The 11,609-nt window shown below is 63.8% G+C and carries 11 protein-coding genes; 9 read left to right on the plus strand and 2 right to left on the minus strand.

Going from position 1 to position 11,609, the window contains the following annotated elements; genetic code table 11:
• Positions 1-63 precede the first annotated feature (63 nt).
• Positions 64-387 (plus strand): antibiotic biosynthesis monooxygenase, encoded by a 324-nt coding sequence (locus tag MRBLWO14_RS12175; protein WP_341933422.1) that lies wholly within the window; start codon positions 64-66, stop codon positions 385-387.
• Here the strand turns inward: MRBLWO14_RS12175 and MRBLWO14_RS12180 are convergent.
• Positions 380-1,081, minus strand: a complete 702-nt coding sequence (locus MRBLWO14_RS12180) for a GntR family transcriptional regulator (RefSeq protein ID WP_341933423.1) — start codon at positions 1,079-1,081, stop codon at positions 380-382. The genes MRBLWO14_RS12175 and MRBLWO14_RS12180 overlap by 8 nt on opposite strands.
• A 96-nt stretch (positions 1,082-1,177) precedes the next feature.
• Here MRBLWO14_RS12180 and MRBLWO14_RS12185 point away from each other — a divergent pair, with 96 nt between their 5' ends.
• The 6 genes from MRBLWO14_RS12185 to MRBLWO14_RS12210 are packed head-to-tail and all read left to right on the plus strand — an operon-like array spanning position 1,178 to position 8,166.
• Positions 1,178-2,602, plus strand: coding sequence for an SLC13 family permease (locus MRBLWO14_RS12185; protein ID WP_341933424.1), 1,425 nt, complete (start codon positions 1,178-1,180; stop codon positions 2,600-2,602).
• A gap of 25 nt (positions 2,603-2,627) precedes the next feature.
• Positions 2,628-4,040, plus strand: coding sequence for an NAD-dependent succinate-semialdehyde dehydrogenase (locus tag MRBLWO14_RS12190; RefSeq protein ID WP_341933425.1), 1,413 nt, complete (start codon positions 2,628-2,630; stop codon positions 4,038-4,040).
• A 4-nt stretch (positions 4,041-4,044) separates the two neighbouring features.
• Positions 4,045-4,788, plus strand: coding sequence for a cupin domain-containing protein (locus MRBLWO14_RS12195; RefSeq protein ID WP_341933426.1), 744 nt, complete (start codon positions 4,045-4,047; stop codon positions 4,786-4,788).
• 21 nt (positions 4,789-4,809) lie between these two features.
• Positions 4,810-5,649, plus strand: a complete 840-nt coding sequence (locus MRBLWO14_RS12200) for an aldolase/citrate lyase family protein (protein ID WP_341933427.1) — start codon at positions 4,810-4,812, stop codon at positions 5,647-5,649.
• Positions 5,650-5,670: 21 nt separating this feature from the next.
• Positions 5,671-7,122, plus strand: a complete 1,452-nt coding sequence (locus MRBLWO14_RS12205) for a glyceraldehyde-3-phosphate dehydrogenase (protein ID WP_341933428.1) — start codon at positions 5,671-5,673, stop codon at positions 7,120-7,122.
• Positions 7,123-7,149: 27 nt separating this feature from the next.
• Positions 7,150-8,166 carry a TerC family protein gene (locus MRBLWO14_RS12210; protein ID WP_341933429.1) on the plus strand — a complete coding sequence of 339 codons (1,017 nt, stop codon included), beginning with the start codon at positions 7,150-7,152 and terminating at the stop codon, positions 8,164-8,166.
• A 187-nt stretch (positions 8,167-8,353) separates the two neighbouring features.
• On the opposite strand, the gene MRBLWO14_RS12215 is transcribed toward MRBLWO14_RS12210, so the two are convergent.
• Complete coding sequence (locus MRBLWO14_RS12215) at positions 8,354-9,253, minus strand: N-acyl homoserine lactonase family protein (RefSeq protein ID WP_341933430.1); 900 nt, start codon at positions 9,251-9,253, stop codon at positions 8,354-8,356.
• 237 nt (positions 9,254-9,490) lie between these two features.
• Here MRBLWO14_RS12215 and MRBLWO14_RS12220 point away from each other — a divergent pair, with 237 nt between their 5' ends.
• Positions 9,491-9,826 carry a RidA family protein gene (locus tag MRBLWO14_RS12220; RefSeq protein ID WP_341933431.1) on the plus strand — a complete coding sequence of 112 codons (336 nt, stop codon included), beginning with the start codon at positions 9,491-9,493 and terminating at the stop codon, positions 9,824-9,826.
• A 422-nt stretch (positions 9,827-10,248) separates the two neighbouring features.
• A complete protein-coding gene (locus MRBLWO14_RS12225) occupies positions 10,249-11,463 on the plus strand; it encodes an acyl-CoA dehydrogenase family protein (RefSeq protein WP_341933432.1) in 1,215 nt (404 codons plus the stop codon).
• Positions 11,464-11,609: the final 146 nt, after the last annotated feature.

Raw genomic sequence — 11,609 nt, forward strand, 5'->3', positions numbered from 1 at the left:
GTGTACACCTACAGGTATACACTACCTACGGAAAGTTCGCATCACGAGGTTTGAGGAGTTGCCATGCACTCGGTTTGGGTGGAAGTACAGGTCATCGAGGGGAAGCTCGATGAGTTCCGTGCTGCAATCGCTGCGAACGCGGATGCCACCGTCCGCGATGAGCCGGGCTGCTACTACTTCGACGTCATCGAGCTCGACGCAGCCGAGCAGCGGTTCGCCTTCTATGAGATCTACCGCGACAGGGACGCGTTCGTCGTCGAGCACCGGTCCGCGGCGCACTACGCGGCGTGGAAGCAGGCGGTCGCTGAGACCATCGTTCCTGGGTCTCAGACCATCACTGAAGGGCGACGTTTGTTCGGCGCCTCGGAGACTGTTCCGTCTAGGTGACGAGGAGCTCGCCGGCGTCGCCGGTCATCAGCTGACGGAAGATTGCCTGGTCGACGTGGTTGAGGTGAGTGGTCATCGCCTCAGCCGCGGCGTCGGCGTTGCCGTCGACGATGGCATGGCACATATTCATGTGCTCGGCGACGGATTCCTGCAGGCGCGAGAGGTCTCCATGCGCGATATATCGCAGTCTCGCGCTATGAGGCCGCAGGTCCACGATGGAGCGTCCGAGGTACTCGTTCGGCGTATTCACCGCGATGAGCCGGTCGAACTCCGCCGCAGCGTCGCGGAAACGCGCCGCGAACTCGGGGGAGTACTCGACGCCTCGGATGGAAGCGAACGCATCGAGCACGCGGAGGAAGGCCTCTCGGAGCGAGGGGTTATCCGCAGCCTTCTGAGTGACCATCCGCACCGCGATGGGCTCGACGATGCGACGGAAGTCGAAAAGCGCCCGTGCGCTCCGCAGGGAAATGCGGGACACCGTAGGTGCTCGACGGGGAGCGAGGTCCACGAGCCCCTCAGCGGCGAGGCGCCGGATCGCCTCGCGGACAGGCGTGCGAGACGCTCCGGTGTACGCGACCAGTTCGATCTCCGACAGCGTCTGACCTGGCGCGAGCACGCCGGTCTCGATGTCGGAGCGCAACTGCGCATACGCGCGCTCTGCTTTGCCGCGCCAGACGCTGTCCTCGGAGCTCATGAATCCATCCTAGTTTACAAACAGGTATACCTGCATGTATAACTGTATGGACGCGCTCGACTGCGCAAGGTTCCCCTCTATGCAAAAGGAGCGACGATGCTCGTGATACTCGGCTTCCTGATGATCGCCGTGTTCATGTACCTGGTGATGGCCAAGAAGGCCACGCCGGTTGCAACCCTGATCCTGGTTCCCATCATCTTTGGCCTCTTCACGGGAGCTGGCCTCGGCCTCAGCGACATGATCGTCGAGTCGTTCCTCAAGCTCGCACCGACCGCAGGGCTTCTGTTCTTCGCCATCATCTTCTTCGGCACAATGATTGACGTCGGGCTGTTCGACCCGCTCATCAAACTGATTCTGAAGTTCGTCGGCAATCACCCCACCCGCCTCGTTGTGGGCACGGCGCTGCTGACTTCCATCGTGTCGCTGGACGGGGACGGTTCGACGACCTTCATCATCGTGACCTCGGCGTTCTTGCCGATCTACCTGCGACTCGGTATGAGCCCGGTGATCCTCACAGTGGTGGCGGCGATGTCCAATGGTGTCCTCAACACCGTCCCGTGGGGTGGATCCACCGCGCGCGCCGCAGCAGCACTGAACGTGTCGCCCATCGACATCTTCGTTCCGATGATCCCGTCCATCATCGCGGGTCTCGCAACGGTGATCATCATCGCCTACTTCCTCGGACGGCGTGAGACGAAGCGCATCGGCGAGCTCGTGCTGACCGAGTCGCCCGGCTTCCTCAAGAAGGCGGATATCGGGGTGGAGCTGAAGCACTCCTCGGCCGACCGCGCAACGCGCAAGGCCGCGGCGAACGGTGGCGACTGGGACTCGTCCGTCGTGCTGACCAACAACTTCGCCGTTCCGACCAACGAGGACGGGACGCAGCTGCTTGACCGACCGAACGCACGTCCGCGTCTGATCTGGTTCAACCTGATCCTCACCCTTGCAGTCATGACCGTCCTCGTGATGGATGTCACCGAGCCCGTCGTCATCTTCATGATTGCCGCGGCAACCGCGCTGGTCGTGAACTTCCCCCGTGTGCAGGAGCAGTCCGCACAGCTCAAGGCGCACGCCTCGTCGGTCATCTCCGTCGTCGGCATGGTGTTCGCGGCCTCGGTCCTCACCGGCATCATGAGCGGCACCGGAATGGTCGAGGCGATGGCCGGTTGGCTCGTTGACATCATCCCGCCGGCGCTGGGGCCGTTCATGGCGACTATCGCTGGAATCCTCAGTATTCCACTGACCTTCATCATGACCAACGACGCGTACTACTTCGGTGTTCTGCCGATTCTCGCTGAGACGGCGACCCACTTCGGCATTGAGCCGGTCGAGATGGCACGCGCATCTCTGGTGGGTCAGGCACTGCACCAGTCGAGCCCCCTGGTGGCGTCGTTCCTTCTTCTCATCGGTCTGGCCAACGTCAACCTCGGCGAGCACTTCAAGAAGGTCATCTGGCGCGGCACCATCGTCGCCCTGGTGATGCTCGTCGTCGGCGGCCTGTTCGCTTACCCCCTGTTCTGACGCTCGTTCTAAGAAAGGCACAATCATGGTCATCAGTTCGGTCAACCCGGCAACGGAAGAGACTGTCGCCACGTTCGAGCTTCACACGCCCGAGCAGCTCGAGCAGAAGCTCGACGCGGCCGTCGCCGCGCAGAAGAGCTGGCGTCGCACGTCCATCGAGGACCGCACCGCGCTGCTCCGTCGCATCGCAGAGGTGCTGCGCGAAGGCAAGGAAGAGTACGCGCAGATCATCACCCGGGAGATGGGCAAGCCCATCGTCGAGGCCCGCGCCGAGGTCGAGAAGTGCGCCGTCACCCTCGACTACTACGCCGAGCAGGCGCCGAAGTTCCTCGCGAACGAGCGCATCGCCTCGAACGCCACTGAGAGCGCGGTCGTCTTCGACCCGCTCGGTGTGGTCCTCGCCATCATGCCGTGGAACTACCCGTTCTGGCAGTTCTTCCGGTTCGCCGCTCCCGCCCTCGCTGCCGGTAACGCACCGTTCCTGAAACACGCGAACAACGTGCCGGCGGCCGCTGTCGCCGTGGAAGAGATCGTGCGCAAAGCCGGCGCGCCTGAGGGCCTCTGCACCACGGTGCTCATCGAGTCGAACCGCGTCGCCGCCCTCATTGAAGACGACCGCATCGCCGCCGTGACCCTCACCGGTTCGACCGAGGTCGGTCGCATCGTCGCCTCCCAGGCGGGCAAGGCCCTGAAGAAGCAGGTGCTCGAGCTCGGCGGGTCCGACCCGTTCATCGTTCTCGAAGGCGCCGACATCGCCGAGGCTGCGAAGGTTGCGGTCAAGGCGCGCTTCACCAACGTCGGACAGAGCTGCGTGAACGCCAAGCGCTTCATCGTCGAGGACGCTGTTGCCGACGAGTTCGTGGCAGCATTCGTCGAGCACGCCGCAGCGCTGAAGATCGGTGACCCGTTCGAGGATGACACCAACATCGGGCCGATGGCCCGCGGCAACCTCCGCGACGAGCTCCACGACCAGGTTCTGCGCACACTCGAGCACGGACGCACCGTCCTCAAGCTCGGTGGCGCACCGCTTGACGGCCCCGGCTACTTCTACCCGCCGACCGTCATCGACTACGTTGAGCCGGGGGACACCGCGTTCGAAGAGGAGACCTTCGGCCCCGTCGCCGCCATCATCCGCGCGAAGAACGCGGACCACGCCGTCGAACTGGCAAACGACACCGAGTTTGGTCTGGGCGCGGCGCTGTGGACCCAGGACCTCGACCTTGCTCGTAAGCTGACGCGACAGATCGACGCCGGCGCCGTGTTCGTCAACGGCATGGTGGCCTCCGACGCCCGCCTGCCTTTCGGTGGCATCAAGGCATCGGGATACGGCCGCGAGCTCGGCGACTACGGGCTGCGCGAGTTCGTGAACATCAAGACGGTGTGGATCGGACCGGCGAAGACCCCGGCTCCGACGGTCGCCGAGAAGATCGGCGAGTGACCCGATGACCGCTACGAACGACATCACCTCCCAGCCCACGCACGTCTTCCGCCCGGACGAGCTCCCCTCGAAGAACCGTGGAGGAGGGGCGAAGACGGTTCCACTGGTCACCGCCTCCCGGGGCGGCACGACCTACCTCAACGGCGTGACCATATTCGAGCCCGGCGCGGCCATCGGACACCACATCCACAACGTGGCCGAGTCCGTCATGGTCATCAAGGGCACCGCCGTCGTCGACATCAACGGCGAACGCACCGCCCTGAACACGTACGACACCACCTTCGTGCCCGCGAACATTCCCCACCACTTCGAGAACTCCTCGGAAACGGAGGAGATGCGGATCCTGTGGACCTATGGATCGCTCGACGCGACCCGCACGCTCACGGAGTCCGGAGAGTACGGACGTGTCGACGCCGAGTCGGCAGACGCCGCAGCGGGCGCAGTGCGAATCGTGACGGAGATGGCCACCATCACCGTCATCGACGGGCACCAGCAGCAGTTCGAGGAGGCCGTCGCGCAGGCGGCGCCGCTGTTCCAGCGGGCGCACGGAGCCCGCACGTTCCGGCTCGAATCGTCCGAGGAGAAGCCGACCGTGTACCGCCTCTTCGTCGGCTGGGAGTCCATCGACGACCACATGGTCACCTTCCGCGAATCGGGTGCGTTCCTGGCGTGGCGCGAACTCATCGGCCCGCACGTCGATGGCACCCCGCAGGTCGAGCACCTTCGCAACGTCCTCGCCGCCTTCTGATCCCGACCTCTGACGACGCTCATGACTGACATTCTCGACAGCACCTCTCTCGGCAGCGACCTCGCCCGATCCTGGCTCCTTGTCTCCGCGCGGGACACTGGCAGGTTCCAGGTCGCTGCCGAGGGCGACGCTGACGAGATCGTCCTCGACATCGAGGACGCCGTCGATGAGTCGTTCAAGGACGACGCGCGTCAGGATGTCGCCAGCTGGCTCTCGGACAACAGCGCCTGGGTGCGCATCAACAATCACGAGAGCCCGTTCTGGGCCGACGACGTCGCGGAGCTGAAAGGTTTCCGAGGGCTCCGCGGCGTCGTCCTCGCGAAAGTCGAGTCGGCCACGGCTGTGACGGAGACATTCATAGGTCTCGGCGGGGAGACGCCCGTCATCGCCCTCATCGAGTCCGCACTCGGCATCGAAGAGGCAGTCGGCATCGCACGGGCCGAAGGCGCGGCCCGACTCGCCTTCGGCAGCGGCGACTACCGCCGCGACACGGGAGCCAGCGCCGACGACCTCGCCATGGCCTATCCGCGGTCTCGCCTGGTCATCGCATCCCGCATCGGTGGGCTACCAGGCCCCATCGACGGTCCCACTGTCACCCCGGGACACGCGCCCCTGCGCGAGCAATCCGCGGTCGGAGTGGCACTCGGGATGACGGGCAAGCTCTGCCTCTCTGATGCGCAGCCCACCGTCGTCAACGAGGCCTTCAGCCCCTCGCGCTCCGACGTGATCTGGGCCCGCGACTTTCTCGCCGACTTCGATGACCGGGGAGGTGTCGTCCGCGACGGCAGCGACCTTCCGCGCCTCGGACGCGCGCAACGCATCAGAGAACTCGCACACGCCTTCCGCCTCAGCATCGACTGACGCCAAACCGAGAGAACAGCCGTGACCGAATCCGCCTTCGACTCCCACCGCGACAGCTGGGTGCGTCGCGAAGAGCTCGCCGAGAACCTCATTCCCCTCATCGGGAAGCTGTACCGGGACCACGGAGTGGTGACATCCATCCACGGTCACCACCTCATCAACCTCTCCGCCACCGGGGTCATCGCCGCGCACGACCGAGCGGCCGACATGGGCCACCCCGCCATCGCTCTGGAGCAGACTGCCTCCGTCCTCGAGGCTCTCCTCGCCGCAGCACCGGCGCCGTCCTCGATAGACATCGCCCGTGTCGCCGCCGCAGTCGCGGCGTCTGAGGCTGACGTCCTCAGTGCGCTGTTCGCTGAGATCCCTGACACCGAAGCCGGAAGCACGGACGTTGTCCTCTACGGATTCGGCCGAATCGGCAGACTGCTCGCCCGCATCCTCATCGCCCAGGCCGGCAACGGACACGGACTGCGGCTTCGCGCCATCGTCGTGCGCCGCGGATCGGGCAACGACCTCGACAAGCGCGCCAGCCTCCTCTTGCGCGACTCCGTCCACGGCCCGTTCTCCGGGTCCGTCTCCGTAGACCACGAGGCCAACGTCCTCATCGCCAATGGTGTGCGCGTGCAGGTCATCTACTCCGACGACCCCGCCGCCACCGACTACACCAGCTACGGCATCCACGACGCGGTCGTCGTGGATAACACCGGCCGCTGGCGTGACGAAGAGGGCCTGATGCAGCATCTCCGCAGTCCCGGCGTATCCCGGGTTCTGCTCACTGCGCCCGGCAAGACCCCGTTGAAGAACATCGTCCACGGCATCAACGACGACACGATCCACTCCACCGACCGGATCCTGTCCGCAGCGTCCTGCACGACGAACGCCATCACCCCTGTGCTGAAAGCGCTCGACGATGCCTACGGTGTCGCGCGTGGCCACGTCGAGACCGTCCACTCGTTCACGAACGACCAGAACCTCATCGACAACTTCCACAAGGGCGACCGACGAGGACGTTCCGCGGTGCTGAACATGGTCATCACCGAGACGGGCGCCGCGAAGGCTGTCGCGAAAGCACTTCCTCAGCTGGAAGGAAAGCTCACCGGCTCCAGCATCCGTGTGCCCACTCCAGATGTGTCCCTCGCCATCCTCAACCTCACGCTGCAGCGTGCGGTCACTCGCGACGAGGTCAACGACTACCTGCGCCGAGTGTCATTGCACTCGCCCCTGCGCCAGCAGATCGACTACGTCGAATCGCCGGAGATCGTGTCGACCGACTTCGTCGGCTCCCACCGCGCCGGCATCGTCGACGGGCTCGCGACCGTCGCTGACGGAGTCAACCTCACCCTCTACGTCTGGTACGACAACGAATACGGCTACAGCTGCCAGGTCGTGCGCGTCCTCGAACGTATGGCCGGCATCCATCCCATCGTGATCCCCGCGCGCGAGCGCGTGCTGGCCGAGACCCTCCCCGCATAGTCGCGTGCCACCACAAGGAGCATTCCGATGCCTGAACTGCCCCCTCTCTTCGAGATTGGTTCGATGGTCGCGCTCGTCGCGATCCTCATCATCGACCTGCTCATCGTCGTTCGACGCCCGCACGTACCATCCATGAAGGAAGCCACGCTGTGGGTGAGCCTGTACGTCGGTCTTGCCCTCGTGTTCGCCCTGCTGATGCTCAACTTCGCGGGCGGTGAATGGGCAGGGCAGTTCCTCGCAGGATGGTTGACCGAGTACAGCCTGTCCATCGACAACCTGTTCGTGTTCGTCATCATCATGGCTCGCTTCTCCGTGCCGAAGAAGAATCAGCAGGAAGTGCTGATGATTGGCATCATCATCGCGCTGCTCCTGCGAGGCATCTTCATCCTCCTGGGCGCACAACTCATCGATAACTTCTCCTGGATCTTCTACATCTTCGGAGCGTGGCTCGTCTGGACCGCTATCCAGCAGTTGCGTGACCACGAAGATGACGACTTGGACAGCTTCATCGTCCGCGCGCTGCGCAAGCGCATCCGGATCACCGACACGTACAACGGCATCAAGCTGAAGGTGACCGAGAACGGCCACAAGCACTTCACACCGATGCTCATCGTCCTCATCGCCATCGGCACCACCGACCTCCTCTTCGCGCTCGACTCCATCCCCGCGATCTTCGGAATCACCCAGAGCCCGTTCATCGTCTTCACCGCCAACGTCTTCGCGCTCATGGGTCTGCGCCAGCTGTACTTCCTCCTCGGAGGTCTGCTCGAACGGCTCGAGTACCTCAAGTACGGCATCGCGTTCATCCTCGCCTTCATCGGCGTCAAGCTCGTCTTCCACGCCATGCACGTCAACGAGCTCCCGTTCCTCAACGGCGGCGAGCACATCGACTGGGCGCCCGAGATCAACACCTGGACGTCGCTCGGCGTCATCGTTGCAGCCATGGCAGTATCGACCGTGGCGAGCGTTATCAAGGCTCGACGTGACGCAGCCAAGCGCGGACACCGCCTCACTGACGAGGTCGCGAACTTCACGTCGGACTGAGGCGCGGTCGAGCCTGGCGAGCGTCGGGTGGATCGCATCGATGTCTCCGAGAAGTTCTTCCGGATACCTGATCCGAAACGTCGGATTGAAAGCGGCGTCGCGCGTTCCGAAACGCTCTCGACGCTGACGACGGAACCGCGCTTGCACTCGTTGTCGGGTGCAAGCGCGGTCTACCTCGTCTGTCGGATCAGGTCAGGAGGATGCCTGCGTCGGCGGGGGCGCGGGAGGCCTCGTTCTCGCGTGTGTTGACCTCGATGACGTAGTTGCCGCTGTCAGTGGTCCAGGACTTGTAGCGATTGACAATGTCGACATCATGGCCGGGGATGATGCGGCTGGTTTCCTCTTTGAGTTCTTCTTTGAGGGTCTTGTATAGCCGGATGAGGTTGAAGTCGTTACCTTGGCCGTAGCCGGGGGTCCACATCTTCTCGACGTTGGAGTACCAGTAGACGGTGTCTCCGGCGACGACGAAGGGGCCGCTCTGGGTCTCGACTTTGAACCACTGGGATCCGAAGGTGTGGGAGTCTCGTGCCAGGCGTGCGGTGACTCCGGGGAGGAGTTCCTCATCGCCGTTGACGAAGCGGATGCGGCCGTCCGCGATGCCTTTGGCTGCGCGAGTCAGATCGGTGGGGTCGAATGAGGAGAAGATCCATGCGCGGTCGGCGTCGCTCGGCATCTGATTCGCGAGGTTCACCGCTTCGGACCAGCCCACGTACTCGTCGAATTGCACATAGAGCTGCGCATTGGGGAATGCTTCGAAGTTGCCCATGTGGTCGAAGTGCATGTGAGAGACGAGGATGATGTCGATGTCCTCGGGGGTTAGGTCGACCTTGGCGAGGACCTCGGCGGGGCTCTCCCAGCTCTGGAACGGGTAGCGGTCGAGCCAGTAGTCATCGCGGAAGCCGCAGTCCACGAGGGCGACGTGCTGCTTGCCCCCGACCTCCCCGCCGATGAGGAGGGTGTACAGCATCGGGATGCGCACCGTCCCTGCGTTGCTGTAGAGGCCTGAACCTCCGAAGAAGTCATGGGGCATCGTGCCCTGGCAGAACTCAAGGGAGTAAATAGAGTAGTCGGTCTTGCGTTCGCTCATTCGTGGTGTCCTTCTCGGGTTCGGGCTTCGTGTGAGAGCTGTCGATGCTGCGCGCTTGTGCAGTTAACCCAGGTGTACCCACATCTACAAACGATTGCAATAGTCTTAATGAGACGGTAACGTCATCGAAGGGGCTGCAGCGTGAAGCCGCACTCTTGAGCGTTTCCGGCAGCACCGTCGTCCTGAGTGAGTGGAGAGAGCTTGCCTTCTGATCGGCTAATACGCATTCCTGCTCCGGTGGTCCCCGGGATCTCCGACAGTGTCCTGGACACGACCACCGGGCTCCTCTACGTGTCGGGGGTCTACGCGCCGCACCCAGGAAACGACGAGGAATCCATCAAACTGACCTTCGAAGCACTGAGAGAAGCTTTGCATCGAGGTGGTGCGACATTCGATGACCTCGTGAGGGTGAACGTCTACATCAAGCATCTCGACGAGGCCAAGCTGCAGGCGTACCGCCGAGTGCGCGATTCGATTCTCGATCCTGATCGACTTCCGGCAAGCACCGCTGTCGGAGTGCACTCACTGTACAACGGAGCCGTGATCGAGATTGACGCGATCGCCGCAGTCTGAGCTAGGTCTGGTCCCCTCCCGCACCCGGGTGAATCCTTGTGGTGGTGCCGCGGGAGCATCTTCGGGAGAACCCGATAGCGACTCCGAGGCGGGCTCCGATCGGCGACGTCGGCGCGGCTCTGGCCTGGTGGGGCACCGCCGGTGCAATGGACGTTGTATCGTGGCGCAACGTCGGTAGCATCGCCCAATCGGATGCTTTCCTCTGCGTGCCGGTGCAGGTCGACGTCCGGCAGCCCGGTGGTCCCGCTCGGCTCCTCGCTGTGCGTCCGCGAGCCTGAAGTTTTCAAAACTGAAACACAAAAGTCCTCGTCCGCCGTATAGCATCATCTTCAGAAGCAAACGATTGCAGTAACGTGCAGGCTTCAGGCCAGAGTCATCGAAGGAGAGCGACAGTGAGCAGTTCAGTTCAAGAAGCGCCAGTCATGGACGCCTTTTTCGGCGCCCCCGGCCCCGACTACGAGATTATCGCGAAGGCGCAGACACTGCAGCCTCTGATCCGCGAGTACGCCCAGCAGGGTGAGGAGAACCGCCGTGTCTCGGATGAGGTCATCACAGCGATGCGGGATGCCGGGCTTCTGCACATCTCGATCCCGAAGCGCTGGGGCGGTCTCGGCGGAAACTTCCGCACCTTCATCGACACCGTCGCGGCTGTCGGGCAGGCTGACGGAGCGACTGGTTGGGTTTCAGCGCTGCTGAACTCGTCCACGTGGTTCGCCACTCTTTTCCCCGAACAGGCTCAGGATGACGTCTTCGGTGCGAACCCCCGCGCATCCGTCGCCGCAGTCCTTTCGCCCGGCGGCCCCTTCATGCAGGCGAACTCCACCAAGAAGGTCGAGCACGTCGAAGGCGGCATCCGCCTCACCGGTGAGTGGGGCTACTCGACCGGTTCGCTGCACGCGGACTGGTCGATCGTTCCGGTACGCACCAGCGAGGACGAGAACGGGCTCGCCGTGAACTCGCTCGTTCTGATCCCGCGCGTGGACTCGAACATCAGGGACACTTGGTACGTGGCGGGCATGCGCGCAACGGGCTCGAACACTGTCTTCGTCGAGGACATCTTCATCCCCGAGCACCGGATCGTGCCGATCGGCGACCTGGCAACCGAGCAGTACCCTCGGGAGTGGGCTGAGGAGGACAACTACAACGCCTCCTTCGTTCCCGTCGCGGAGATCGTGCTGAGCGCGGCGCAGATCGGCATGGCGCGCGGCGCCATCGAGATCGCCCGCAGCGTCGGTGAGAAGCCGATCACGTACTCCGTGTACCAGCACGCGAAGAACTCGGTCGTGCACCAGATCGAGCTTGCGAAGGCACAGTCCGAGGCCGACCAGGCGTACCTGCTCGTCACGCGCAGCGTCGCGACCATCGATTCCGCCGCTCGCGACCGTCGTCCGATGACGGTGGAGGAGCGTGCCAGGACTCGTATGGACAACGGCCAGGCGGCAGCGCTCGTGCGCAAGTCGATCAACCGCTGCCTCAGCATCGCCGGGGCTTTCAGCTTCGCCGAGATCAATCCTCTACAGCGTTTCTGGCGCAACAGCGAGACGGCGAGCCGTCACGCTCTGGTGCACCCGGAGATCGGCGCCGAGGTCTACGGCAAGTTCCTCTTCGGCATCGAGGACAACGTCCAGCCCTTCTGATCGTCAGGGGAAGGCCCTCGGGGCGGCGACGGAGACGCCGACCGCCCCGAGGGCCTTCTCGTGTCGCCGAGCTGCTTCGTCCGGGACACGCAAGACGGCCCCGCGGATTTCTCCACGGGGCCGTCTTGCGGCGTGGGCGCTCGCGG

It is taken from the genome of Microbacterium sp. LWO14-1.2 (assembly GCF_038397715.1).
GTDB lineage: Bacteria > Actinomycetota > Actinomycetes > Actinomycetales > Microbacteriaceae > Microbacterium.

Bases quoted from the DNA above. Each gene is read 5' to 3' on its own strand.
- MRBLWO14_RS12190 (WP_341933425.1), top strand. From the start codon at position 2,628: ATGGTCATCAGTTCGGTCAACCCGGCAACGGAAGAGACTGTCGCCACG.
- MRBLWO14_RS12210 (WP_341933429.1), top strand. From the start codon at position 7,150: ATGCCTGAACTGCCCCCTCTCTTCGAGATTGGTTCGATGGTCGCGCTC.
- MRBLWO14_RS12215 (WP_341933430.1), bottom strand. From the start codon at position 9,253: ATGAGCGAACGCAAGACCGACTACTCTATTTACTCCCTTGAGTTCTGC.
- MRBLWO14_RS12225 (WP_341933432.1), top strand. From the start codon at position 10,249: ATGGACGCCTTTTTCGGCGCCCCCGGCCCCGACTACGAGATTATCGCG.
- MRBLWO14_RS12185 (WP_341933424.1), top strand. From the start codon at position 1,178: ATGCTCGTGATACTCGGCTTCCTGATGATCGCCGTGTTCATGTACCTG.
- MRBLWO14_RS12200 (WP_341933427.1), top strand. From the start codon at position 4,810: ATGACTGACATTCTCGACAGCACCTCTCTCGGCAGCGACCTCGCCCGA.
- MRBLWO14_RS12175 (WP_341933422.1), top strand. From the start codon at position 64: ATGCACTCGGTTTGGGTGGAAGTACAGGTCATCGAGGGGAAGCTCGAT.
- MRBLWO14_RS12195 (WP_341933426.1), top strand. From the start codon at position 4,045: ATGACCGCTACGAACGACATCACCTCCCAGCCCACGCACGTCTTCCGC.
- MRBLWO14_RS12180 (WP_341933423.1), bottom strand. From the start codon at position 1,081: ATGAGCTCCGAGGACAGCGTCTGGCGCGGCAAAGCAGAGCGCGCGTAT.